This window comes from Paraburkholderia kirstenboschensis (genome assembly GCF_904848585.1).
Taxonomy (GTDB): domain Bacteria; phylum Pseudomonadota; class Gammaproteobacteria; order Burkholderiales; family Burkholderiaceae; genus Paraburkholderia; species Paraburkholderia kirstenboschensis.
This window is the reverse complement of the sequence record NZ_CAJHCR010000002.1, coordinates 1-26364: the sequence shown is the minus strand read 5'-3', so window position 1 is coordinate 26364 and position 26364 is coordinate 1. Positions and strand designations below refer to the sequence as shown.

General features: G+C 60.5%; 17 protein-coding genes and 3 pseudogenes. 15 read left to right on the top strand and 5 right to left on the bottom strand.

Translation table 11 applies throughout. From position 1 onward, the window contains the following. Positions 1 to 230 precede the first annotated feature (230 nt). From JMY24_RS06860 to JMY24_RS06850, 3 genes are all read left to right on the top strand, one after another. Positions 231 to 1361 carry a DUF535 family protein gene (locus JMY24_RS06860; RefSeq protein WP_128598465.1) on the top strand — a complete coding sequence of 377 codons (1131 nt, stop codon included), beginning with the start codon at positions 231 to 233 and terminating at the stop codon, positions 1359 to 1361. Between the two features lie 585 nt (positions 1362 to 1946). Further along, positions 1947 to 2573 (top strand): PilZ domain-containing protein, encoded by a 627-nt coding sequence (locus JMY24_RS06855; RefSeq protein WP_164853863.1) that lies wholly within the window; start codon positions 1947 to 1949, stop codon positions 2571 to 2573. Between the two features lie 806 nt (positions 2574 to 3379). Continuing rightward, complete coding sequence (locus tag JMY24_RS06850; RefSeq protein ID WP_128584881.1) at positions 3380 to 3646, top strand: hypothetical protein; 267 nt, start codon at positions 3380 to 3382, stop codon at positions 3644 to 3646. Between the two features lie 437 nt (positions 3647 to 4083). On the opposite strand, the gene JMY24_RS06845 is transcribed toward JMY24_RS06850, so the two are convergent. Continuing rightward, on the bottom strand, positions 4084 to 5262 hold the full coding sequence (locus tag JMY24_RS06845) for a porin (RefSeq protein ID WP_128598463.1): 1179 nt from the start codon (positions 5260 to 5262) through the stop codon (positions 4084 to 4086). Positions 5263 to 6188: 926 nt separating this feature from the next. Between JMY24_RS06845 and JMY24_RS06840 the strand changes: the two genes are divergently transcribed. From JMY24_RS06840 to JMY24_RS06820, 5 genes are all read left to right on the top strand, one after another. Then, positions 6189 to 7361 carry a monovalent cation:proton antiporter-2 (CPA2) family protein gene (locus tag JMY24_RS06840; protein ID WP_201701605.1) on the top strand — a complete coding sequence of 391 codons (1173 nt, stop codon included), beginning with the start codon at positions 6189 to 6191 and terminating at the stop codon, positions 7359 to 7361. Between the two features lie 247 nt (positions 7362 to 7608). Continuing rightward, complete coding sequence (locus JMY24_RS06835; protein WP_128584879.1) at positions 7609 to 8709, top strand: AI-2E family transporter; 1101 nt, start codon at positions 7609 to 7611, stop codon at positions 8707 to 8709. Between the two features lie 22 nt (positions 8710 to 8731). Beyond that, positions 8732 to 10309, top strand: coding sequence for a TolC family protein (locus JMY24_RS06830; RefSeq protein WP_413231226.1), 1578 nt, complete (start codon positions 8732 to 8734; stop codon positions 10307 to 10309). Beyond that, on the top strand, positions 10306 to 11463 hold the full coding sequence (locus tag JMY24_RS06825) for an HlyD family secretion protein (protein ID WP_201701604.1): 1158 nt from the start codon (positions 10306 to 10308) through the stop codon (positions 11461 to 11463). The genes JMY24_RS06830 and JMY24_RS06825 overlap by 4 nt, the downstream gene beginning before the upstream one ends. Before the next feature lie 8 nt (positions 11464 to 11471). After that, entirely contained in the window at positions 11472 to 12491 is a 1020-nt protein-coding gene (locus JMY24_RS06820; RefSeq protein ID WP_128595130.1) for a DUF2955 domain-containing protein, read from the top strand. Between the two features lie 316 nt (positions 12492 to 12807). Here JMY24_RS06820 and JMY24_RS06815 read toward each other — a convergent pair whose 3' ends face one another. The 3 genes and pseudogenes from JMY24_RS06815 to JMY24_RS06810 all read right to left on the bottom strand — a co-directional run bounded on the left by JMY24_RS06815 (position 12808) and on the right by JMY24_RS06810 (position 15913). Continuing rightward, complete coding sequence (locus tag JMY24_RS06815; RefSeq protein WP_128595131.1) at positions 12808 to 14586, bottom strand: SulP family inorganic anion transporter; 1779 nt, start codon at positions 14584 to 14586, stop codon at positions 12808 to 12810. A gap of 636 nt (positions 14587 to 15222) precedes the next feature. Beyond that, positions 15223 to 15393 (bottom strand): annotated as a pseudogene (locus tag JMY24_RS38285) (IS30 family transposase); the annotation flags it as partial. Between the two features lie 208 nt (positions 15394 to 15601). Beyond that, complete coding sequence (locus JMY24_RS06810) at positions 15602 to 15913, bottom strand: DUF4148 domain-containing protein (protein WP_128584875.1); 312 nt, start codon at positions 15911 to 15913, stop codon at positions 15602 to 15604. 243 nt (positions 15914 to 16156) lie between these two features. On the opposite strand from JMY24_RS06810, the gene ppk2 reads away from it, so the two are divergent. The 7 genes and pseudogenes from ppk2 (at position 16157) to JMY24_RS06780 (ending at position 24896) form a co-directional block, all read left to right on the top strand. Next, entirely contained in the window at positions 16157 to 16981 is an 825-nt protein-coding gene (gene ppk2, locus JMY24_RS06805) for a polyphosphate kinase 2 (RefSeq protein ID WP_128584893.1), read from the top strand. A 251-nt stretch (positions 16982 to 17232) separates the two neighbouring features. Next, on the top strand, positions 17233 to 18189 hold the full coding sequence (locus JMY24_RS38280; protein ID WP_128595132.1) for a Na/Pi cotransporter family protein: 957 nt from the start codon (positions 17233 to 17235) through the stop codon (positions 18187 to 18189). Continuing rightward, positions 18189 to 18677: pseudogene (gene yfcF / locus JMY24_RS06800) on the top strand (glutathione transferase); the annotation flags it as partial. The gene JMY24_RS38280 and the pseudogene yfcF, both read left to right, overlap by 1 nt. A 514-nt stretch (positions 18678 to 19191) precedes the next feature. Continuing rightward, on the top strand, positions 19192 to 20748 hold the full coding sequence (locus JMY24_RS06795) for a phospholipase D family protein (RefSeq protein WP_201701603.1): 1557 nt from the start codon (positions 19192 to 19194) through the stop codon (positions 20746 to 20748). Positions 20749 to 21455: 707 nt separating this feature from the next. Beyond that, positions 21456 to 22136, top strand: coding sequence for a VIT1/CCC1 transporter family protein (locus JMY24_RS06790; RefSeq protein ID WP_128586983.1), 681 nt, complete (start codon positions 21456 to 21458; stop codon positions 22134 to 22136). A 257-nt stretch (positions 22137 to 22393) separates the two neighbouring features. Continuing rightward, a pseudogene (locus JMY24_RS38275) lies at positions 22394 to 22498 on the top strand (porin); the annotation flags it as partial. A gap of 856 nt (positions 22499 to 23354) precedes the next feature. Beyond that, complete coding sequence (locus tag JMY24_RS06780; RefSeq protein ID WP_236597341.1) at positions 23355 to 24896, top strand: trypsin-like peptidase domain-containing protein; 1542 nt, start codon at positions 23355 to 23357, stop codon at positions 24894 to 24896. Between the two features lie 363 nt (positions 24897 to 25259). On the opposite strand, the gene JMY24_RS06775 is transcribed toward JMY24_RS06780, so the two are convergent. Further along, the coding region (locus tag JMY24_RS06775) for an FAD-binding oxidoreductase (protein ID WP_201701602.1) at positions 25260 to 26364 on the bottom strand (1105 nt) is incomplete at its 5' end.

Genomic DNA, 26364 nt, shown 5'->3' with positions numbered 1-26364 from the left:
CCCGCTCATGGTGTCTTTTACGTTCGAGGGCATGAAGGGGTCCGGCGTTCGATTGGCCGAAAGTGTCAACTATGTCGGCCGTAGACCGGTCGGCGATGTCTCCAGTCTGTACTCCGGCTCCCTAATGGAACCTCCAAAAGCGGTCCTTGTAATAAATCGTAATGTTTTGACGTTACAATCTGCGCCGAGCAGCCGACCGTCGTCGGCGATCGCAACTGGGCGCGAAAAATATGAAGTTAAAAAATGCCGTTCGCTGGGCGCCACGCGGGACCGAGCCTTGGGCTTATACGGCACTTGCCGCTGACATCGCAGCGCCGTCCCGCTGTTGGACCGATTTGATGGCGACGTTTTCAAACACGTACACGCTACTTCGAAAAGCCGTTGTCGGGACGAGTCCAAAGTCCCTTTTCCGAGGGTTTCGGATTTTGTTGTATTCCGGGATCTATCCACGCGCGGCATGGTTTTGGTTTCAGGCGTTGAGCAGGCAATCCCTATTGACCGATCTCGCCGTCCGCAACCGGCGCTTCGTAGAAAAACCGTTCCATCGTTTCGGGCGGGCGGACATGGCCGCCCTGAGTCGGGCCGCGCTGATTTGCGGACACTATGCGGCGATGGAGCAAATGCTGGGCGATGCGCTCACGGCCCGCATTTATCTGCTTGGCGAATCGGTCTCACTGTCGTCCACGCTTGAATACGACATCGTTTTGCGCGAACCCACGCGATGCTGGCGTGAAGGCCTGCTGACAGTCGCGTGGATGGACCGGCAGACAGGGGTCGATCTTGCGTGGGCCACGGTAAGCATCGAGTACTCGGCGGAGACGCGCTCGTGGGTGCTTTTGATTGGCGGCCTACAGGGGCCAGGCGGAATTGATCGGGAACGTGTACGCGACGCGACGAAAGCATGTCATGGTCTTCGTCCCAAAGCGGCCGTAATGGAGGCGCTTTGCGAGTTGTGCCGCTTGCTGAACATCCCGGTGCTCGCAGCTGTCGCGAAAAGCTCGCACGTGGCACATGCCCGGGACAAGGGGTTTCACGCAGACTACGACGCTTTCTGGCGTGAAATGGGTGGCGTGGAGTCTGGTGATCGTTTCATCCTACCTCGCATCCTGCACCATCGGGAGATCGGCCAGGTGCCTTCTAACAAGCGAGCCGCGTTCCGGCGGAAACATGCTTTGATCGCGGAGCTGTCGGCGCAGATTCAGGCGACCCTTGGACAGGAGCTGTCAGGAATGGGACAGGTCAAAGAGACGAGTCTTTACGGCCAGAACAGCGAGCATGCATCGACATGCAGGCTACACGATGGACATCAACCGGGTCGGCAAGAGCCGCTAGCACCGGGTTTCTGCGGCGACTTGATTTGAGACGATGAACGTCTGCACAGGCCCCGAAGTGCTCCTTCGTGGCCGGTGCCGACTCATGCGATTGGTTCATGCGAGCGGATAAAGCCGAGCGTGACTCGCTGACGAAGTGCCGACTTCTATCAAGCCCGCAAAACATCATTGCGGGCGGACGAGCGCATCGTCTTCAGATACAGGCGCGGGGTCCGTGGGATTAGTGTGACGGAAGAGCGTTGGCGCACGTTTGTGATTCGACTGAAGCGATACAGTCGGGTGACTCGCGATGATTCGAGCCGCCGCGAAGCAACGGCGCGAAGTCAACCTGTCCAACTCATACCATCGATCACCATGGCCTTTGTACAAGTCTGCAGAGGGGACGTCCAACTGGGTGCACCCATCAGATTTTCGATTTACACAGCTAATGGCAGACTGCTTCTGAACCGGGGCTGCTGCATTAGTTCCGAGGCGCAGCTTGAGCGCCTTTTCGATGTCGGTGCATATCGCGACGACAGCAGGGCCGGGCCGCGAAACGGGAGCGGTTCCGCCGGCAGCATGCTGATTTCGAGCGCGAACCATCGTCCAGCATCGAGCGCCGCTACTGCAATCAGCGTGGACTTTCCCGCACTGACCCAGGCACTGGATTGCTTGCAACTCACAGTGGAGGGCGTGGACAGAGGCCCGGTGCAAACTGCGTATGTCGGCACCGTCAAGGGGAGTGCGCTGATCGTGACAGCGCCAACGGGTGATGAACTGCTGCAACCCGGGGCCATGGTCCAGGCAAAGATGATATTCGGGCGGGACGTGTATACGTTCGGCACACGGGTGACCGCACGTCACGCGGCTCCTACCGATCTCGTAGTGCTCGCGCATCCCGAGAAGGTGGTCAAACACAGGGTAAGGCGCCATCGACGCGTCGAGACCAGGGTGGCCGCCCGCGTCATTCGCAACGATGCCGCCGCTGCGGGATACGATGCGACTGTCGTCAACGTCAGCATCGATGGTCTTCAATTGTCAATGCGCGATGCAGCACTGATGCCCGGCGAGCACTTCAAGCTCGCATTGCGTTTGCCGACAGATGGCAAGACGCACGCTGTCCTATGGAATTGCGTCGCAAGAAACGTCAGGCGCAAAAAAGACGGCGTGCTGGTCGGTGCCGAGTTCGGCGCGCGCACCGACGAAGCCAAGATCCTGCTCAAGGACTTCATCTTCGAGATGGCTACGGGAACGGCATTCTAGGCCCGACGTTCATCGACAGATATGCTCGGACCATGCCCGGATAAAACGGTGATCACGGGCCTGAGCCGTAATGATCTCGGAGGAAGCGTGGGACGGAATCATGACGCTATCCGACGACGTCGCGATCCGAATGACAGGTCGCCGAGGTGTACGCGCTCGACAATTCTGGAACGCCGAAAGATCATATAAACAATTGATTATTAACAGAACCTCAATCTTTCCGCGCCACAATTTCCCGCTGTATAAGTATTGCAATGTTGTTCAGTGGATGCCCGTTTTGAGCAATAGTGGTGGAGCGCTGTCATTGACGGACATTCGCGGTTGAACGATATCGACGAGACGTAAGTTTTAGTTTTAGTACCATTGCACGGATCGATGGTGGCACCGGTTTCTCACCAATTTCCCTTGGGAATCCGTTGAACTGGCAACGCTGGAGTGGGTGGCCTGGCGCTGACGTTATCGACTATCCTCGCGCGCGCGACGTATGCGACAAGCGCGGGTGTTCTCGATTTTTTTCCGGGACTATTCGGGAAGTGAGTCAAAGCACACAGAGCAATTCGCTTCCTTATCCACTGCGCGAGCAAGAGAGCTATTGAACGCAACGTGCAGACTAGCTGCTTTTCGACGAACAATCACTCACATCGTGTTTACGAAGACTGCATCAGAGCCTAGACTTCAGTGCAGTGGCGGAAGCGGCAGGACGTAACAGACGTTTCACTGATCGGCTTTTACGGGCGAGGACGCGAAGTGCCTGTGCTCGCCGTGCATGTTTCCTCATTTTCTATCGTGTGCGGAGTAGCGCGAAAATGTCTGATTCCGGAAATGGGCTGCACATGCGGATAGGCGCAATGCTGTCCGCCGCCCTCCTGACGCTATCGGGCGCGGCGTTGGGCACAACCCAGTCGCAACAACGTCAACAGGGCAGGAGCGTGAACCAGGCTGCCAAACATGAAGCGCGCGCGAGCAAGGTCGACTGTCGCGCCGCAAACCAGAAGAGCAATTCTCAGTGCAGGCAGGACAAGCGCGACGCGAAACAACAGGGTCGCCAGCAGAAACGGGACATCAAGTATTGACGATGGCTGCCGTCGAAGTACCTTGTGCGCCATCTTTCCGAATACCTCGACACGCTTTGCGTTTCTCGCTCCATGCTCCGTTTCGCTAAAGCAGAGCGCGCCTGAGTTGTGTGTCGATGCTGCCGGATTCGATCGAGTCGCCTTTCATACGTTGTTCGACCAAATGGCGCTCCAGTTTTTCAGAGCGAACCTTCGATGAGCACGTCGTCTAACCCTCAACAGGAGGACCGGCGTCGCCACAAGCAGTCACACGGACAGTCCAACGAGCCAGTCGCTCGACGGTCTGCTCACTATCTATGAACGGCCGCGACCGGCAACGAAATGTGGTGTGTACGTCGAAGGTCATGCAGAAACAACAATCGTAAAAATATTTCAATCGCGGCGAACGAGTCCTTAGTGACTACGGTCTTTCAGGGGGTTCGGTTGTTACTAGGGCATTAGAAGCGATGCCTCAAGCCGACGGTTGCCTCAAGCTGATCACTCGTGGAAGAGGGAGCGGTGACGCCGTTGATCCACGCCACGCCCAATGGCGAAGTGCCGCTCGGGCTTACCCGTTGCCACGTGCTCTGAATGTAGATATCCGTGCGCCTCGATAAGCGGTAGTCGGCCATCGCGTTAAACTGATTCCAATGGGGAATGCCGCCGCCTCCGTTCCCGCCAGCGCGGGAATAGGTGTACGCGGCCGAAAGTTCGACCACCGGGGTCAACGCATAGCGAAAATTGCCCTCAAAGTTCTGGAAAGTTCCACTCAGCCCGGTCTGGAAGAATTGGGCAAGCTTGCTGTGCGAGTACACGAAGCCCGCCACGGCCGGTCCGAAGGTGTAGCTCACGCCGGCGCCAAAGGTCTTCTGGCTACTGGCGAGCACTCCTAAAGGAACTGTGGCCGGCGAGAGCGCGCCCTGCAAAGACGAGCCGGTCGTATCGGTGACTGCACCATTTGCATTCAGCTGTCCCGGCGTGCGCGCAGAGCTGTTGAGGTGGAGGTACCCTGCACCGAAAGTCAGCGCGCCCGATACGTAGGACATCCCAACGCTATAGGCGCGATTGTTCGCGAACCCGCCCGCCTGATTGGAGAACCCGTACAACGCGCCAAACCGAAAGCCTGCCAGATCCGCGCTCAGATACTTCACAGAATTATTAATCTGAAACGAATCGTTCAGGTTGTCGTTGTCTAAGGGGTGGGCGAAATGGGTGCCACCGAACTCCGTGCCGGTCAATGAAAGCGGCGCAACAAAATCGACCATACTGTCGGTCTGGCGGCCTAGCGTGAGCGCGCCGTAATCGCGGCTCGATAAGCCGACATAGGCCTGGCGATTGAAGATTCGATTGCTCGACGAATACTGCCCATTGTTCAGATTGAAGCCGCTTTCCAGGGTGAAGACGGCCTTCCACCCGGCGCCTAGATCCTCAGCCCCGCGAAGGCCCCAGCGGCTGTACTGGACCGCACCGCTCGTCATCTCCCAGTTGCTGTGGCCTCCGCCCGTCCCGGTGATCTGGCTGTTCGTGTATGTCAGACCCGCGTCGATCAGCCCGTACAGCGTGACACCGCTTTGCGCGTGCGCTACACCGGTCAGGGTGATTATCGTTGTAGCACCGGTTATAAGTACCTTGTTCATTTGTCTGCTCCAGCCAAAGAATGAGAAAAGAATTCTCTTGCAATGCTTTGAATACAGACGTGATGGTCCAGCCGACATCGTGCGGAAAGGCGCGATGTTGTTCGTACACTTTATGCGACCGCAATTGAAACCGCCAGATTTCGCCAGCGACATGTACAAAAGAGATGCCGGGAGCGGCGAAGTGCAAGGCGATTTCTCCGCTCATCGTCGCGACGGAGGCTTGCCGTCGATGATGGTCAGGTATGAAGGCAGTCACAAATTGCGCCTTGGGCTGGTGGCGGTTGCCGTGCGGTGTCCCCGACGACCGACAAAGTCCGGCGCCAGCCAGGTCGCTCATTGAACTCGTCCACGTGACGCACAAGGTGGGCGTACACGGCGGCTGCCACGGAACGGATTCTGCCAGCAGCGACATGTGACTCGATCGTCGGTCTGACAATCGGAACCGCTCTAATGCGCGGCACACCGCGCTACTTGCACCTTCAACCGGCTCTGAGCGTTAGCGCGTGCCTTTCATAAGCGAACGACTGGAACGGCACTAGGTCCGGCTCAGGCGATAAGGCCTGCGAACCTGAAAAACGTCGACTAATCTGAAGTTCAGTTGCTTGCACCATTCTCCATGCAAGGTTTGCCGCCCGCGCCGCACTTTCGGCGGCCCTTCTAGATGCATCCGTGTAATCACGGCTGTCCTGACGGCCGCAGCGGCAACCGATCCGGCCCGCGAGGTTGCAAAAAGAGCGCTTGTCGATCGTTACGAAGTGTTGAAGGGATTTGCCGAAAGAAACAATTCAGGCGGTAAGAGTGACGTCGCGCTGGTAGTGGACACGCTCGGGGAGAAGCGTCCCGCGAAGGGCGCAGGCAACCCGTCGAACACGAACTGGTAATGAGAGTGGACCAGCCGTTGTCCTAATGGATAGGGAGTACGGTGAATGTCAAACTTGCTGATCGACGTTGTAGTTTTCCTTGCGTCCGCGCTGGTCACGGTACCGGTGGCGGTCCGCCTCGGCTTCGGGGCGGTGCTTGGCTATCTGGTGGCGGGCGTCATGATCGGTCCATGGGCATTGCGGTTGGTGACCGATGTCGACGCGATTCTCCATTTTTCAGAATTAGGCATCGTGTTGATGATGTTTGTGATCGGACTCGAGATGAGAATGGACGCGTTGTGGGCGATGCGTCGCACCATCTTTGGCTACGGCGCGATGCAAATGACCGTTTGTGCCGCAGCGTTGTCGGCGATTTTCCTGCTCCTGGGGTTGTCGTGGCGGATTGCCCTGACGGGCGGCCTTGCGCTCTCGCTGTCATCGACTGCAATGGTGATGTCCGAACTTCAGGCGCGCAAGTTGATGGACACGCCGACAGGCCGTGCCGGGTTCGGCATTCTGCTGTTTCAGGACATGGCGGCCATTCCGCTGATTGCACTGTTACCGCTGCTTGGGCCGACCGTGCCCATACCTACGGCGGAGCCCGGTTGGCTCGTAGCGCTAAAGGCGCTTCTTATGCTTGGCGCGGTAGCGCTTGCGGGCCGCTATCTGCTGCACGCCGTGTTGCGTCTGATCAGGAGCACTGGGGTTCCAGAGATCTTCACGGCGTTCGCGCTGCTTTGGATCATCGGCATTTCTCTGCTTATGGAAAGCGTGCATTTGTCGATGTCCCTCGGTGCGTTCGTCGCAGGCGTGCTGCTGGCAGATTCGGATTATCGCCACGAGGTTGAGGTTGACATGGCGCCATTCAAGGGTCTGCTCCTTGGTTTGTTTTTTATCGCGGTGGGTATGTCGATGGATTTCAGTGTATTGACTCGTGAGCCGGTGCGGGTCGCGGTGCTGGTAGTCGCACTGGTCGGCATCAAGGCGATCGCGCAGTGGATGCTGGCAAGTCGATTCGAAGTTCCGCCTCCGCATCGCGCGTACTTCGCGATTCTCCTTTCACAGGGCGGCGAGTTCGCCTTCGTGGTGATGGCCGCTTCATTGGCTGCAAGGGTTATCGATCAACGTCAGGCGTCGCTGGTCACGCTGGTCGTTGCGCTCTCGATGGTATCGACGCCACTCCTGCTGCTCGCGCAACGCCGGCTCTTTGGCAGTCATGCGCGAGCGCGGACGACCTGACGAACCTTCGAGCCGGGCGACAGCCGAGACCGTTCCCCGGATGTTTGAGAAGTGGTTCTGTCCATCCTAGACTTAGGATGAGCACATTCTCCGGCAGTCGAACTTCTGGTGGAACAGTTCTGCCGGACGGTGTCGCCGGTGCTGCAGGATGGGCGACAGCAACTCGCGTCCGGCCGCCAGGTTGCGGGTCCCAGCCAGGTGGCTAGCCGTTCGGAAGGTCTGCGTCAAGCTGAGAGGAGGCAATGAGATGCTATCGCCGATTACCGAACGCACGCTCTCCAGAGAGCTGCTCGACATTCTGATCCGCGCCGGACTCGTCGCTGTTCTCGCCGTCCTCTGCTTCCGTGTTTTTGTCCCGTTCCTCGACCTGATGGTCTGGGCGGTGATTCTCGCGGTCACGCTCTATCCGCTCCAGGTTCGGCTTCGCGGTCGGCGCGCCGGCAAGGATGGCCTGATCGCGACGCTGATCATCCTCGTTGCTTTTGTCGTCATCCTCGTCCCGACGTATCTGCTCGGCGTTGCCGTGGCCGGCTCGGTCGAACGCGCGACGGCCGTTTTCAGGAGCGGTAGCTTCCAGATACCACCGCCTGCGGAATCAGTGGCCGCATGGCCTCTGGTGGGACAGAGGGTGTTCGACTTCTGGACCCAGGCATCGACGGATCTGTCAGGCCTCGCGCAAGAGTTCGCGCCTCAGCTCAAACAAGCCGGTCTCGCGGTGCTCGGCACGGTTACTGGTCTCGGAACCGCACTGCTGGTTTTCTTTCTCTCCTTGATCGTCGCGGGCATCTTTATGGCGCACGGCGAAAAGGGTTATCAGAGCGCGGTGCAGATCGCCTCGCGCATCTCCGGCCCCGAGAACGGCCGGCAGATCGCCGATCTGTGCACGGCTACGATTCGCGCCGTGGCGCAGGGTGTGGTCGGGATCGCATTCATCCAGATGCTGCTGATCGGCATCGCGTTCGTCGTCATGGGCATCCCCGGTGCGGGTCTGCTCGCGCTCGCCGTGCTGCTCATCGGGATCATGCAGCTGCCAGCCACATTGATCACGGTTCCCGTCATCATCTTCGTGATTGTAACGAGCGGCATCAGCGCGGCGACGATCGCGTTTTCCGTTTATGTTTTTGTCGCGGGTCTCGCTGACAACGTGCTCAAGCCGCTGCTGCTTGGACGCGGCGTTGCGGTGCCGATGCCCGTGGTGCTGATCGGCGCGCTTGGCGGAATGGTGACGGGCGGGTTGATCGGCCTGTTCATCGGTCCCGTGATGCTGGCGGTAGCTTACAAACTGTTCTGGCGCTGGGTGAAAGACCAGCCGGAACCCGATCTGTTGACAGAGCAAAAGCACTCCTGAGGACGCTGCGCAGACGACGCCCATGTTGCCTTCAATGCGCCCATGCGGGATCACACGTCTGCGCCACGCCAGCGGCTGCGCCATCGTGTGCATTGCAGGGTGCCTGAGCGGCTGCATGCGCGTGGGTCCCGACTTTCATCCACAACGCGAAAACTGGAGCGAGCGCTGGAGCAGCGCGACACTCGATGCCGTTACGCGGCAAGCATCGCAGCCCGACCTCCGGGAATGGTGGAAGGTTTTCGGCGACGACACTGTTGGGCGTCTGATCGTGCAGGCCGATGCCGGCAATGGCGACCTGCAGATCGCCGGCCTGCGTGTGATCGAAGCGCGCGCGCAACTGGGCATTGCGCTCGCGGGACGTTATCCTCAGGTGCAACAGGCGAGCGCCGAGGTGCTCGCCTCGGCGCGCAAGCGCTCGGAGGGTTTCAATACGCGCTCGGGCGTTTACTTGCAGTATGGCGCGGGGTTCGTCGTCGGCTGGGAGCTCGACTTCTGGGGACGTTTCGCCCGTGCAATCGAGTCGGCCGACGCGGCGTTCTTTGCCGCGCAGGCGAACCGCGATACCGTGCTGGTCCTGTTGCACGCACAGATCGCCGACACCTATTTCACCATGCGCACCGCCGAGGCGCGCCTGCGCATCGCGCGCGAGAATGCCCAATTGCAAAAGCGTAGCTATGACATCGCGCAAAAGCTATTCAAGGCCGGCGAGACGGACGAGCTGGATCTTCAGCAGGCGAAGACGCAATATCTGGGCACATTGAGCAGTATCCCGGATTTCGAAAGCCAGATCGTCCTCGCGCGGCACGCGTTGTCCGTGCTGATGGGGCGTCCGCCCGGGCCGCTGCCGGAGTTGGACGCGTCCTCCGGCAAGGAAGGTGTGATTCCTCTCGTGGACCGAGCCGTGCTGCAGGACGTGCCAGCCGAACTATTACTGCGGCGTCCGGATGTGCGTGCCGCCGAGTATCAGATGGCCGCTCAGTCGGCGCTCATCGGTGTGGCGAAAGCCGATCTCTACCCGTCGGTGTCGCTGCTCGGCACGCTCGTCTGGAGCGCCAGTTCACTCACCGGCTCGGCGAACACCCTCGCGGTGGCAGGCGGCCCGAGCGTCACCTGGAATGTTTTCGATCACGGGAGGATCACCAACAACGTGCGCGTCCAGGACGCCCGGCTGCAGCAGTTGACAGTTGCCTACCAGAACACTGTGCGCGAAGCTGCGCGCGAAGCCGACGATGCCGCCACGGCGCTGTTCGCCGCGTTGCGGCGGGACTCGATCCTGAACGAAGCTCAAGGTGCTGCGAGGCGCTCGCTGACGCTCGCTGGCGCGATCTACCGGGAAGGATACTCGGACTTTCAGCGCGTGCTCGATGCACAGCGCACGCTATTTGCGCAGCAGGACGCCTATGTCGTCAACCGGCGAAACGCCACAGCCAGTCTGATCGCGCTCTACAAGGCGCTGGGCGGCGGCTGGACCACACTGCAACCGCTCTCCGATGCCGCAACGCGCCAGCAGATGGAACAACGCACCGACTGGGGTAACCTGCTGAACGAACTGAGCGAGCCGCCCGCCGCGAACGCGCCGGCCGAGGGAGCGTCCCGATGAGCAAATTGTCCGGGCCGACCAGGGCCGCGCCGGCGCAGACTCAACCGGCGCATACGTCGCCGTCGCCGTCGCCGGGACCGGGCACAGATCCGTCGGGCAGGGCGGTGAAGTGGGTTGTCGCGCTGATCGTCGTGAGCCTCATCTGGTACCTGCTTGCCGACCGTTTCACACCCTACACGCAACAGGCGCGCGTGCAGGCCTATGTCGTGCCCGTCGTGGCGGAGATATCAGGCCGAGTGACGCGCGTGCCAGTCCATAACGATCAGGAGGTCACCGCAGGCGACGTGCTCTTCGAAATCGACGACCAGCAGTATCGCATCGCCGCCGACCGCGCGCGGGCCGATCTCGAAACCGTGCGCCGGCAGATCGGCGCCAGCACGGCCGGCATCGACTCGGCGCGCGCATCGTTGCGCGCGGCCATCGCGAACGAGGTCAAGGCGAGGCAGGACAGCGAGCGGCTCGAGCGGCTTTATCGCGAAGACGAGGGCACGATCTCCCTACGGCGCCTCGAAGTGGCACGCGCCACGTACGAGCAGGCACAAAGCCAGGTCGCAGCGGCGCGCGCAGAAGTCGAGCGGGCACGCGAGCAGCAGGGTGGCGTCGAAGCGGAGAACGCGCAGTTGCGCAGCGCCGCCTCGGCGCTCGAAAAGGCTGACCTCGATCTGGCCAACACGCGTATCAAGGCGCGCACAGGGGGCGTCATCACGGATCTCAGTACCGAAGTCGGGCAATTTGCGGCGGCAGGCAAGGCGGTCATGACGCTGATCGCGATCCGCGATGTGTGGATCAGTGCGGATATGACCGAGAACAATCTCGGCCGTCTGAAGCCCGGCACCCGAGTTGCCGTTGCGCTGGATGCGCTGCCGGGCGAGGTCTTTGACGGGCGGGTGCGCAGCATCGGATATGGCGTGAGCGTCGGGTCGAGCACGCCGCCCGGCAGCCTTCCCAGCGTGCAGAATAGCCGTGACTGGCTGCGTCCCGCGCAGCGCTTTCCGGTGGTCGTCGAGTTGGATCCGACTGAGCGTGCGCGTCTCTCCAACATCCGTGTGGGCGGCCAGGCCGAGGTGATGGCGTTCCCGACTCAGGGTAATTTGCTCAATCCCCTCGGGCGGATCTTTTTTCGCGTGATGAGCTGGATTTCCTACGTCTACTGAAGACGGTCATGGACAGCGAGCGCCTGCATACCGGCCGAAGCGTGCTCCGCATCGCAACTGGAGCTGCATTGTGCTTCGCGATCAGCTTCGCGCTGGATCTCCCGATTCCCGTGATCGCGCCAGTGTTCGCCGTCTTTCTGCTCGCGACGCAAAACCGGCCGCTGTCGCTTTGGACAGGCGTGATGCTCTCTCTCGTCGTGATGCTGGCTACGGGCAGCGGCCTTCTGCTGGTCCCGCTGCTTCGTCACTACGCCTTAGCCGGCGTGATTCTCGTCGGCTTCTTGCTCTTTCTTGCGTTTCGCTTCGGACTCGGTGGCGGGAACGATCTCGTCGCGACCTTCCTCGTGGCGGGGCTCACCATGATCTCAGCGGCGGGCACCGCCGACTTCCCGCTGGCCGTTACTGTGGTCGGCGCACTCGTGAAGGGGCTTGTGCTTGCCGTGATGATCTCGGCACTGACCCACTGGCTATTTCCCGGAACCGCGAGCGCGCGCCCACAGGCTGCCGCGCGCGCCATTCCCGCCGATCTGGCGATGTACCTGGCGCTGCGCGCAACGCTCGTGGTCATGCCGGCCTACCTGCTCGCCATGACCGACCCGGCGACCTATATGCCGATCATCATGAAGTCCGTCAGCCTCGGCAGACAGAGTTGCACTGCGACGGCGCGCAGTGCGGCGCTTGAGCTTATCGGCTCGACGCTGCTCGGTGGCCTGCTTGCTATCGCGTTCTGGTTTGCGCTCAAGCTCGCCGTGGACCTGTGGATGTTCTTCTTGTGGATGCTGCTTTTCGGCCTGCTCGTCGCGCGCAAGCTGTGCGGCATCGATCCGACACGATACTCGCCGGGCTTCTGGCTAAACAGCTTCGTCACGATGATCATCTTGCTGGGCCAGTCGGTGCAGGACAGCGTCGCCGGGAAGGATGTCTACACGGCGTTCGCCATGCGCATGGGGCTTTTTCTCGCCGTCACGCTCTACGCGTGTGTGATGCTTCTGGCCTTCGATCGGCATCGCGCATCCTGCGAGGTCTGAGCATGACGCGCGATGTCCGTCGTCGAGGCGTCCGCGGTGATGCATGAGGGCTCGCTAGAGGCCAACCATCCGGCCTGAGGTTTTGGCAGACGCGAGCAGTACTTTGCATACCGGCGCTGTCTGTCTCCCACGCACTACTAAGGCGTTCGAGTCTGACGATCGGTTTCCTTTGAGTCGTCGCGCTACGGTTCGTCTAACGGGCACGCTGTCACGGGCCTTATCACGAGCGCAGCGGCCAGACGGGCAGCCTGCAAGCACGGCGACAGAGGCGAGGCGGACATGAAGCCGCATCTCAGGCAACCCCGCGATATGCCGCCTACGAGGCGCCTCGGCGATCGTCAGACGGCAGGTCTGTGACCTGGTCTTGGCCGCTAGTGCGGATGTAGGTATCGACTGCGCTACCAATTGTCGGATGGAAACATGTGTCGGGAAAGATTGACGACAGTTCGAAGCGTCTGAGCTTGTCACGAACGGGGTCTTTCATCTCTGCGAAATGCAACTCAACGCCACGTTCCTGCAATGACCGATGCAGGTCACGCAGCATGTCGGCCGAGGTGACGTCCACGCTCGTCACCGGCTCTGCCGTAATGACCACGCGCCGCACCGGCGTGGCCGCCTGATCGACGGCTTCGATGAGGCGCTGTTGGAACAGCTCCGCATTTGCGAAGAAGAGCGGCGCGTCCCATCGAAATAGCAGCAGTCCAGGAATCTGTACGGCGAGCGGGTATCGCTTCATGTCGTGGTAGCCGCGCAAACCGTCCACACGCCCAAGCACGGCATAGTGCGGTCGCCATCCGTCCCACAGAAATTCAATGATCGCGATCACGACGGCGATACAGATGCCGGGAATCGCGCCGAATACCGCAACGCCGACGAAGCAGCAGATCGACAGCCAGAATTCCCATTTCTGTATGCGATAGATGCGTTTCAGGTCTTCGAACTCGAAGAGCCCGATCGCTGCGGCGATAACGACGGCGGCAAGTGCGCTACTCGGCAGATGGCGCAGCAGATTCGGTGCCGCGAGCAGAACTGCCGCCACCGCGAGTGCGCCGACGACGCCCGTCATTTGCGTTCGGGCGCCCGCAGCTTCCGCAACCGGTGTACGCGACGAACTGCTGCTGATAGGAAAGCCCTGAAAGAGCCCGCTCGCGAGATTGGCGACGCCCAGCCCGATCATTTCCTGGTTCGGATCGACGCGCGTGTTCGCGCGTGCCGCGAACGTGCGGGAAAGGACGCTCGTGTCCGCGAACGCTATCAGTGCGACCGCGCACCCGCCGAGCACGATCCGGACGATGTCGGCCCCGCTCGCCCACGGTAGCGCAAAGGCGGGCAGGCCTTGAGGAATCGTGCCGAGCACCTTCACGCCCGCGCGGTCGAGATCGAACGCGATTACGCAGGAAGTCGCGAGTACGACCGCGATCAAGATGCCCGGCACCTTGTCGAAGCGCTTGAGCAGCAAGATCAGTATGAGACTGCCCGCGCCGACGGCAAAGCTATACCAGTTGGACTGGCCTGCGGCGATCGCGTTGACGAGACTGGCCACATCACGTAGTGGCCCCCGATCGTCAAAAGAGATCGCAAAGAGCTTGGGCAACTGGCTGATCAGGACCGTCAGTGCGATGCCATTCATGTATCCGTAACGAATAGGCTTGGAGAGCAACTCCGTGACGAAGCCGAGCTTAAGCACACCGAAGACGATGCATACGAGGCCCGAGACGATCGCCATCATGCTTGCGACGGCAATCGCGCGCGAGGGGTCGCCCACCGTGCTCAACACGACCACCGCGAGAACCGGCGCTGCGAGCGCCGAATCTGGACCGAGCACAAGAATCCGGCTTGGGCCGAAGATTGCGTACGCGACAAGCGGGACGATGGTCGCATACAGGCCGCACACACCTGGCACGCCGGACGCCTCCGCATACGCCACGCCCACGGGTACGAGCATTGTAGTGAGCACCAGGCCCGCGACGATATCGTTCCTGAGCCACGCCAGGTGATAGCCCTTGAGCATGGCGGCGCCAGGAAGGTGGCGCAGCCATCGCTGCAAGCTCTCCGCGCCTTTCGGGCGTCGGTCAACGGGTCGGTTGGCTGACATAGTTCAGAGTCGCCAACTGTCCACTGAAGAACACGTGCACGCACAAGCGCATACGCGGCCATGATGGTGGGCTGGCATGTTGTTCGCGGCAAGCCGTAGTTCGTGAATCCGCCGAAGCTGTGGCTTGCCCTCGGTGAGCATATCCCGGCGGCGACAACATTGGCCGCAGGTCTGGTGAGCGTAGCGTTGCCGTATTGTCTTATGTGCAGCAGCTAGCGACCCTTTGGCATACGACGGATTAAACATCTATTGCAATGAATGCAGTAATGCTACGTGCGGTCGATGCAGGGAATCGCTTGCGATTCATCGATGCATAGCGTGCAATACAGATTGTATGGTCGGGGAGCAAGGCTGCGTATGTTTTATTCACCTTCGAAAGGATCTCTCATTACTCATTCTGCGAATGGCTGTCGAGTGCTCCAGATGCAGTAAGCCGACAACTGGAAACGAGGCGGTCGCACGCCAAGTTGCCGTTGTTCGCTTGAGCGCGCAACCGTCAACCTTGGGCCAGCTGCGGAAGTCCGGCGATTGGGTGCCGCCGGAAATTGGAGGCGGAGTCCCACCGCAATTGGCCGTTTCATCGGACCACGTTTTCATTAGAGCCACGTTGTCAGGGATGCTGCGGATCTTCCTCAGGCGGGTGTGATGACGGGAACGACGCATCGCTCGCGTCCGTCGCAAACGTTCGAGTAATTCCTTCTTCAGCGCACCGCGGGCCTGTATATAAAGGCTCCTGTAGATCGTCTCGTGCAACACCTGGTAGTCCTTGTTGACCGCATAAGAGTGCTTGAGCCAACCGGGAGGCTGTCAATGCCGATCTGGTGGCGCGAACTGGGCGATGTCAGTAACGCCGGCTAGTGGCGTGAGAAAACAGCAGCGCCCATGTACTTCGTCGAAAGGGAGACCCGTGGGCCGATCTGCGGGCCACGCTCCAAGGTATCGGCAGCTGCGCTGCAATGCGACGCGCGGTTGCGGCGCGCTAACTCTGACGTGGACCCAAGTGGCTTCGGGCTCCTCATTTGGGCTGAGGCGGCTTGCACTCCGTTTCAAACCAATGGTCGACCCGGCGCTGCGCCGCGTGTAGATCCGCTGGGTAATTTGGGTCGTCGTGCCATGGTGATGGGTTGTAGCCCGCTTTGCTGAGAGCCGAAAGCTCGCTTCTGTGTTGTGACCTCGTCCGAGGCGCATTGCTCTTGGTCGCGGCCAGGTCACGGCACTCGGTTGGGGTCAGGTGTGGCCCGCTGTGTGGTACTCCGGCGGCGGCATAGCCAGTCAGGAGGAGCCCCAACGCAGCAAGCGTCGAGCAGCTTTTCGTGAGCTTTTCCATAGCGCATCTCCATGCGTCCGATTGGCGCAACACAGCGGCGCGATGCCGCCGTCGCGCGTAACGTACTCGCCTATTTTGCCTTAGTCCGGTTAAGGGGGTTTTCGCTCAGTTGCTTTCGAAACGCTTCTGACCGCGTATGCTGGTGCCGTTCGCTATGGCAACAGGTGTTTGGGCAATTCAAAGGGACTGTGACGAACCAGGTGCGGCAAGGCAGCAAACCCGACATGCCGTGGGAGAAGCGCGATGAAGGATGCAAAGGTAGGTGCAAGTCCGACAGAGGCAAACAGGCAGCATCATCTGGGAAACAGGGAGTACGTGAAAGAGCTGGCTCGCCTTCACGTCGAACTGGTCAAGCTCCAGCAATGGGTCGTTGCAACGGGCGCCAAGATATGCGTGTTATTCGAAGGCCGCGACGGTGCCGGCAAGGGCGGTACGATCAAGGCGATTACCGAGCGCGTGAGTCCGCGCATATTTCACGTCGTCGCATTGCCAGCGCCATCCGACCGTGAAAAATCCCAGATGTATATGCAACGTTACCTGCCGCATCTTCCCGCGAGCGGCGAAATTGTCCTGTTCGATCGCAGTTGGTACAACCGCGCCGGAGTGGAACGGGTCATGGGGTTCTGCACCGAAGAACAGGCAAGGATATTTCTGAAAGACGCGCCATTGGTCGAGCGGGCGGTGACTGATTCCGGCGTCACTTTGCTCAAGTACTGGCTCGAAGTCGGTATGGCAGAGCAGACGCGTCGATTGGAAGCGCGTATTCATGATCAACGGAAAATCTGGAAGCTGTCACCGATGGACCTTGAGTCATACCAGCGGTGGTACGATTACTCCCGCGCACGCGATGAAATGTTCATGGCGACCGACACTGAGTTTGCGCCCTGGTACGTCGTGAAGTCGGATGACAAGAAGCGCGCACGCCTCGATCTCATTAGCCACTTACTAAGCAAAATTCCCTATGAGGAGGTGGCGCGCGAGAAGGTCACGTTGCCCAAACGACAGAAGCCCGGAGATTACAAAGAACCCGACTATCCATTCAGGTTTATCCCGGAGCTTCGCAGGTAAATTTCTGCCACCCGCCCCGTCGCAAACGCGGCGCTTGATGAAATGCGTGCGCTAGCTGTGAAGCACGCCGACGCGGCAGGCCGGCACGGTTCGCTCGGTGTTCTGCATTTCGACAGCGGCGGGGCCACATGATTGCCCAGAACCCCGAAGAGGGTACTTACTGGGGGGCGGCGCAGCATTGTCTTCTATCGACGTGATCTGAGCACTCGAACGGCTTTCCTGCGGAGAGGAGAGCGGATAAGGAGGTCGCCATGACACCAATCCAGGGACTGTTCGCCGCGGTCTCCGCGGTTCTTCTTTTCCTTTACGGCCTTCAGGGCTTTAGTCGCGAACTGCAGGAGGTCGGGGGCACGGCGCTGCAGTCATGGCTCGAACGCGTGACTGCAAGCCGCTGGCTCGGGTTTCTGGTCGGTGCATTCGCCACAGCGATTGTGCAGTCAAGCAGCGCTATCACAGCGCTTGCGGTCACTCTGGTGGACGCGTCCGTCATTTCTTTCCGCGCCAGTCTCGGGATCCTGCTCGGCAGCAATGTCGGGACCACGGCAACGGCCTGGTTGGTCTCCTTCAAGCTCACGGGTATCGGACCCATATTCATCGTACTTGGGGCCTTGATTTCGGTGTTGCCGATCCGCGCACGGTACATCGGAAAAGCTGTTTTCTATTTTGGATTGATCTTCTTCGCGTTGGATCTGATATCCGCGGAACTGAAACCTCTGCAGAATCGCCCGCAGTTCAAGGAATGGCTTGCACTTGCAGAGGCTCCGTGGGCAGGCGTGCTTGGCGGCCTGGTATTCACTGCGTTGGTCCAGTCCAGCAGTGTCACCACTGGTCTGGCAATTCTCCTCGTCCAGCAAGGGGTGCTACCGCCGCAGGCCGCTATACCGATTGTCATTGGCTCGAACGTCGGCTCGACCTCGACCGCGTTGGTTGCAGGTCTCGGGATGAGTCCCATCGCAAGAGCCACGGCGATTACGAACTTTCTGTTCAACGCAACCGGGGTGCTGTGTTACTTTCCATTCCTGAGATCCTTTTCAAGAGCAATGGTGGATTTGACAGCCAATCCAGGGATGGCGGTGGCATGGGCCCATCTGATATTCAATTTTACCGTCGCAATCTGCTTTCTTCTGGCGCTGACGTGGGTAGAACCCTTGCTCAGAAAATGGCTGGGTGCCGAGGCTCGAAGTGCAAGTTCAGAGCCGGCGTCCTGAGCTACGCCGCGAAATCATTGACTCAGCGCGTGCCCACAATAGCGCATGCGATTTTGCGCTTTCCGGGTCATCGGCTATCACTGAGTACCTAGACGATGCTTTCGCTGAGACGCTCGTTTATCCGCAGGACCGACATCTCAGGGGTAGGGCACACCAAGTCCAAGCGTGGCTTTAGAAGCGACCTGATTCACATTCGTCAGGAGCGCTCGACGGAGTTCGTGTTCTACAAAAGGCAGGCCCCGCCTCTCAGTGCCACGGTGCAGCTCGCAGTGCAAAAGCTATACTTTGCGGCGGATCGGCTTCTCTCAAAGCATGCATCGAACCTATTCGGCGATTGGTGTATCGCAGACAGTGATTTGGCCTTGATGCTAAATCGCCTCGTCATGAATGGCGATGATGTCCCCGCAAAGTTGGCGTCGTACGTAGCGCATCAATGGGAACGAGCGTCAGTGGAGCAGTGGGTCATGCTAGACCGGCCTCAGATCTGACCACCAACGCAAGTGGCAGAACTCCCTCGTGGGGCGACGGTCGGCCACAAACGGTCGTTCACTCAAGTTGTTGATCGGCCACGGGAGTGTCTGGTTTGCGTGCAACTACGGCCGCTCATTGGCTATGCGCAGGCGAAGCCTCCAGTGGACGACGCCCGGCCTGCGCGATGTCGCGCAGTCGGAGCTCTCCCACAAGACCACGGCGATTGAGCAAAGAAACGCGATCAAGTGCGGAGTGAGCGCGTCCGCGCTCCTGGCGACCAACGCTTTCCTCACACAGCTGCTGTTTCCAGAATTCCCGAATGCCGAACGCTCCTGTGAGGGGCGCCCGTGCCTACCTCGTGTGCGCCACGTCCGCGCGGGCTTGGCCATGCCCGCGCGGGCTTGGCGGAAGGCGGTCGAATCTGCGATGATTGCTCTCCGTCCTGGTGGCTCGTGGCCGCGCTGGCCCATTGCTGTGCAGAGCTGGCATAGGCGTCGGCAGGCGAGTCCAGCAAGCGAAGAGAGCTCGAATATGGCCAGACTTCAAAATCTTGCCGCAGCCGTTCTGATTGCAATGCTGGCCTCGTGCGCCAGCCTGCCCCCACAGATCGGACGCACGCCGACCTATGCGGCGCAAGATACAGGAGCGACGCCGCTTGCCGAGCACCTCGCGGCCGGCGAGCACGCTCATCCTGGCGAGAGCGCGTTTCACCTGCTGCCCGATTCCGTCGACGCGCTCCTCGCGCGGGTGATCCTTACCGAAAAGGCTGAGAAAACACTCGACCTTGAGTACTACATCTGGCACAGCGACCTGACGGGGCGCGCCCTTGCGTCGGCCGTGCTGAAGGCGGCGGACCGCGGCGTCAGGGTGCGGGTATTGCTCGACGACCTGGGCACGAACGCCGACGACGAGGCGTTGCTCGCATTGAGCGCCCACCCCAGTATTTCTATTCGGCTCTTCAACCCGGTGGCGAGCCGTCAGTTCAAGACGATCTCGGCTGCGCTCGACTTCTCGCGGGTGAACCGCCGCATGCACAACAAGGCACTCATAGCCGATAACCGGGCCACGATTCTGGGCGGGCGAAATGTCGGCGACGAATATTTCGGTGCGTCGAGTGTGGTGACATTCGGGGATCTCGACGTATTGATGCATGGGCCGATCGTCCAGAACGTCTCGAACTCCTTCGACACGTTCTGGAATTCCGATGCGGCCTATCCGATCGACCGGCTGATGGGCATCCCCGCAGACCCCGAAAAATTATCGGCGTATCGCGAGGAGCTGGACCGCTACGTCGCTTCGGAACAGGCCTCGCCCTATGTCGTGCACGCGAGACAACGGCTTGCGCAAGTCATCGAGACGGGCGCCGCCGACTATAGCTGGGGCAAAGCCACGCTGTTCTACGATGACCCGTCCAAGGTCACGCGCGCCCCTGAAGAGTCGCAAGGCCACTTGCTGACCGCTCTAAGAGCGCAGGACCTTCACCCGAGTCGCGAACTGCTGGTCATCTCCCCGTACTTCGTACCCGGAAAAAATGGCGTGACCTGGCTGCGCAGGTTGACTGGAAATGGCGTGCGCGTGACGGTGCTGACCAACTCGCTGGCGGCGACCGACGTCGCCGCCGTTCATGCGGGGTATCGGCGCTACCGCGAAGACCTGCTCGCCGCGGGCGTGCAGCTCTACGAATTCAAGCCCGTTGCAGAAGGCGCAGACGCGGTTAACAAGAAGCAGTTCTTCGGTTCGTCGAAAGCGTCGCTGCATGCGAAGACGTTTGTGTTCGACCGTGAACGGGTGTTCATCGGCTCGATGAATCTCGACCCGCGCTCGGTCTATCTCAACACTGAAATAGGCGTGTTGTGCGACAGCGCAGCGATCGCAAACCAGGTCATCGGCTACGTCGAACCGCGGCTGAATCAGATCGCATGGCAGCTCCGACTGCGCACCGACGCAGACGGCAGTCGCAGAATCGTCTGGATCGATACCGCGGCGGACGGGACGGTGAAGGAACTGGACACAGAGCCGGAGACCACCGTCCTGCGCCGCTCCGGCGTCTGGTTCATGGGTCTGCTGCCCATTGAATCGCAGCTTTGAGCTGAGGGAGGCCCCCCGCCACCGCGAGGGCAGGCGGGGCGCGGGTTGCAATGATGATAGCCATGTGAAGCGGATCCCTGCAAGCAACGAAATCACACGAACTCCGCCCCGCGACACTAATAGGCAACCGGCAAAGGGCCCAGCTTTACTCGAACCCGACTTAACAGAAAGACCGCTAACCGACTTAACCCGCCACAAGCGGAAGTGATACTCCGAAAAAGATCGATGCCGTTTCGCATCTGAAACGTTCACGCCGCTGCGGCTGCAGCGTGATCGGTTTGCGATCCACAACCATCCGGGGGATTCGAGGCGCTCGGCGTGACGCCAGGATGTCGCCTTTGGAAGCACGACGGCCGCCGCCGTAACACTCGCGATGAAGTCCGATTCGATCCACTTCTTCTTGATAATCGCGAACCGATTCCGGCACCGGAGCCCGAAAGGCATCAATGCAGGAATGGCGATGCGTCAACTACCGTTCGTGTACCTCAATTGATCGAAGCGCCACAGTCAGGCGCAGGCATCAGCGGTCACGTCGCTGCCGGTCCACAGCCGCATCCCGCTGGCGTCGGGATTCTCGGGCCACTCCCGCCGTCCCCGGTCTGTCAAAATAAGTTCCGAACTGTCGTCTCTTTCATATACTGCTCGTACCAGCACCCCATGCTGGCAGCTAGCGAAACGTCTCGTTGACTATCTCCAGTCGAGGCCATATGAGCACTATCATGCCGGCCGGACATGCCGAACCCGAACGGCGTGAACCGATTCTCAATACTGTTGACCGTGTCTGTGAGATATGTTTTGGCCTGTTCATGGCCCTGACATTCGTCGGCGCCGTCAGGGCAGTAACTGCACGCGAAGATGAGGGGTACAGGATGTTCTTTGCCGCGCTTGGATGCAATCTCGCGTGGGGACTCGCCGACGCCGTGATGTATCTCGTACGCACGCTCGCCGACCGAGGGCAGCGCCTGAAACTCGCGGAGACCGTACAGCGGGAGCAGAACCAGGCGGTAGCCGTGCGGTTGTTGCGCGATGCATTGCCCGAGAAGCTGGGGCGGCTCGTCGAAGATGCCGACCTCGAGCGGATCCGCGTGCGCCTCGCGACCGCATCGACGCTGCCACCTCGGGCAAGTTTTGTGAGTGGTGACTTCGTCGGCGCGCTAGGCATCTTTCTGCTTGTGGTTCTGGGGACGTTTCCGGTCGCGGTGCCGTTTCTCGTCGTGAGGGATGTTACAACGGCATTGATCGCCTCGCGCGTGCTTACTCTTGGGATGCTTTTCATCGCCGGCTTTGCGCTGGGGCGCTACACCGGTGCAGGGCCAATGAAGGCAGGTATTGCAATGATCGCGCTTGGCATTCTGCTTACGATAGCAATCATTAAGCTCGGCGGCTAACGGGCCCCGATCCGTTCTAAGCCTTGCGGGCTCGCATCCCGTATCTGCGCAACGACCCGGCACTTGTGAGGGGCGACTCCACATAGTTGTGAGAGGTCAGCGCCATATAGATTATCGCGCCTTCTCCTGACCATGTCCGATAGTGCCGCGCCGTCCAGGCACCCACGTCTGTGTTCAAAGCATTGCCGGAGAATGTCTTCTCTCGGTCTTAAGCCGAGGCAGACAAATGAACAAGTTACTTATCCGGTGCGGCGGCGATGATCACACTGGCGGGCGTAGCGCATGCCCAAAGAAGTGTCACGCTTTACGGTTTGATCGACGCCAGTCTGACCTACACGAACAACCAGGTCACCGCCGCCGGGCGGGTGATCGACATAGTTAGTCATGCCAATCTCGTGCATGGGCTCGCGAGCGTGCCAGATGAACCGGTGTCGGACGCCACGCTCTCGTACGCCGAAATCCGTGCCGTCCAGATGGGCGAACTGGCGGAGCGCATTCAAATTTCCCATCACAAGAAGTTCGCGGCGCTGCCCAAAATCTTCTTATGTAATATGGGATCTTAAAGATCTTGGCAAAAAGGCTTACCGTCGCGCGCCGCTTCGTCCGAAGACGAGTCCATAAACGAAGGGCTCAGTACGGCCGTTCCACTCAGATACCTGCCGATGGAACCGCGACCATCCGACCGCCAGTAACGGGTCGATCAGGAGCATTTGAAACGCGTGCTCTCAGCGCCTTGTCATCGACAAAAGGCTACTGGGCATCAGCGGCGAGCGCGGGGCCGAACAGTGAGAAGCGGCTGGCGACGGCGCGCTTAGCTATGCGCAGGAACGGGTCGTCGGCCCTTTTTGCACCGCCGCATGAAACGCGAGCCGACGACAACCCTTTGACGCACGCCAGGATTTGTACTCGCTGCAATTTGCCCGCCGCTTCCCTATAAATAAAAGAGAGAGAGCAAGCAAACCGTCCGCGTCCTGATGGCCCATTGCTGGCAAACATGCTGCAGCCGAATCCCAAGTCGACTTTGATCCGAGGATCGTGTATCCGGTCGATCGCATCCCTGCGCGCGAGCGCACTGGAACGCTCGACGCTATCACACGCGCGAAATAATTCTTCACAGTGCAAAGGCACCATGGGAGGCGCGCTGTGTTTAACCTGACCAAATCGACCCGCTCAACCCTGTCTCGCATCTGGTTTTACACCGCCGTAACAACGGCATATGTGACCGGTTGTTCCTGCGCGGACGCAGCCGCAGTCGCCACTTCTCCGGCAGCCGCTTCCGCGGTTGCTCCTGCATCAGCGCCCCCATCGGCGGCCGCCACCGCGCGAGCGAAGGAAATACGCGCCGCAACCGGCAGCACGCCCGCGCCAATCGACTTTCCTGCGATCGTCGAGCGCTATGGGCCAGCGGTTGTCAATATCCGCGTGACAGTGCCGGTGAATGCGCCGGCGAGCGCGACGCCCCCTTTTGGTCCCAGCGCCGAAGCGGTCGACGGTGACGATCCCATCTTCTCGTTCTTCAAGCAGGCCTTGCCACAATCGCAAAACGGGCAGGGCGCTACGCCGCGCGCGATGTCCGGCGTCGGATCGGGCTTCATCGTGAGCCCGAACGGTCTCATTCTGACGACGGCGCATGTCGTCGATCAGTCGGATGACGTGACCGTGCGCCTGACCGACCGGCGCGAGTTCAAGGCAAAAATCGTGGCCGTCGATACGCAAAGCGACATCGCCGTGATCCAGATCGACGCGACGAAGCTGCCTACCGTCAAGCTCGGCGATTCGGCGCGCGTGCGCGTCGGCGAGCAGGTGCTGACGATCGGTTCACCAGACAGCTACCAGAACACGGTTACGGCGGGCATCGTCAGCGCGACGTCGCGCACGCTCGCCGATGGCAGCACGTTTCCGTTCTTCCAGACGGACGTGTCGCTGAACCCCGACAACTCGGGCGGCCCCGTGTTCAACCGCGCGGGCGAAGTGATCGGCATTGACGTCCAGGTGTATGCCGATAGCGACCGCTTGCAGAGCCTGACGTTCGCAATCCCGATCAATATGGCGAACAACGTGCGCTCGCGGTTGCAGGGTGAGCAAGCCCAGCAAGCCCAGCAAGGCCAGCCAAGCGCTCAAGACAATGCGCGCAGCAATCTGGGCATTCAGGTAGAGGACGTCGATACGAATCTGGCGAGCGCGTTCGGCCTGCCGCGCGCGGCGGGCGCGCTGGTGACGTCGGTCGACCCGGGCAGTTCGGCGGCGGCGAGCAATCTGAAAACGGGCGACGTGATCGTGCAACTCGCCGACAGGCCTATCGACCACGCGGCCGATCTAACCGGACAGAACCCGGCGTTGCAGACCGGGACGAAAGTCCCGCTGAAGCTGATCCGCGATCACAAGCCGATGACCGTGATGGTGAATGTCGGGCCAGCGTCGCAACAGGCGAACGCAGGTGCGGGCGGTGTTGCAGGCCCAAGCTCTGACGCAGGCTCGCCGCAGTTTCACGCGCTCGATCATCTTGGCCTAACGATGCATTCTTTGACCGATCAGGAGCGGCGCAGTATGGACCTTCCTCAAGGCCTGATGGTCGATGACGTGTCGGGGACAGCGGCCGCTGCCGGCATCAAGCCGGGCGATGTCGTGCTGGCGTTGAACGGCACGCTGGTCGCGTCGCAGGATGAACTGGCGTCGCTTGCGGCAAGGGCTGGCAAGAAGGCAGCGTTGCTGATCCAGCGCAATCACGCACGAAGCTTCGTCACGGTCGACCTCAAATAAAAACCGAGGTGCGAGATCGGCTAATCGGTACACGATTCCCGCCTCGCATGCCGACGCGGTGAGCACATGTCGCTAACGCCCCGGGGAGGGACGATCACGACCGATCGCAGACCGGGGATATTCGCACAGCGTGTGTCAACCCTCTACACAGTCGATGGAGTGCGGGGAACGTGAACCCCGCGGAGTTCGGTTAGCTCCGATCTGATTCACGCGTCGCGCTGATCAGTTTCGGGCGACGTGGACGCTCTTCAAACGTGCGCGGCCCACGCAAGTCACCCAGCAACGACGACGGCAATGTCGGCAGCGTGTTCGCGCTGAACGCCACCACGCGGCGCGGGCGCGCGAGGCTGCGCGCTTAAATTTTCACGCTTTCGGTTTAATGTTCTGGTTGACTCGGAACAGGTTATTGGGATCGTACTTCGCCTTGATCGAGGCAAGGCGCGTGTAGTTCTCGCCGTAGCTCAGTTCGACTCGGTTCTCGGCCTCGTCGGCGTCCAGGAAGTTGACGTAGGCGCCTTCCAGATTGAACGGGTGGATAGCCCGCCAGTAGGCACGGCCCCAGGTCTTAAGCGCCTCGGCGTCCTTGGGATCCGGGCTGACAGCGGCAATTACCATCGAAAAAGATGCGTCCCGCGCGCTCCACGGCGTGGCATCCCTGGCGACCCGCCGAACGGCGCCGTCTATGGGGTAAAGGTGCATCAGGCAGAAGGGGGGCGGTGCCTTGAGCGCGTTGGCGATATGCACGTCGATTGCCTCGTCAGGCAGCGCCTTGACGAAGTCGCCCTTCCAGTACCACTGCAAGCCCTTAGGGAAGAACGGGTCGAACAACGTGTTGATGGCAGTCCACGGCATCTCGCCCATCCAGTTGAACAGCGGGGTGGGCAGTTTCTCGAGCAGCGCGGTCATGAGCTGCTGACCCTCTGCGATCGGCCCGTTGAAAGCACCGATCAGAGCACAGGCGCGTTTGTTCCAGTGCTCCTTAGGGAAGGGATCGGTTGGAGGCACAGTTTTAAGGCCGACAAAGAGACCAAGCTCTTCGGGGGCGTGTGGGATGAAGTCGCGGTACATCGCCATTACTTGCCTGGCTTCCTTGGCGTCCCAGAAGATCGGACCGGCGAACACCATTTTGGCTGGGTGGGCCTGAAATAGAAAACTCGTGACCACGCCGAAGTTACCGCCGCCACCGCGCACCGCCCAGAAGAGGTCAACGTGCTTGTCCTTGTTAGCGGTGACAAAAGAGCCGTCGGCCAGCACTACATCCACCTCTACCAGATTGTCCACCGTGAGGCCGTGCTTGCGCGTGAGGTAGCCGGTTCCTCCGCCCAAGGTCAGACCTGCGACCCCCGTGCTGCCGACTATGCCGAGTGGTACGGCGAGGCCAAAGGCGTGGGTCGCGTGATCGACATCCGCTGCAGTGCAGCCTGGATCGACACGCACGGTGCGGCTCGCTGGGTCGACGCGCACGCTG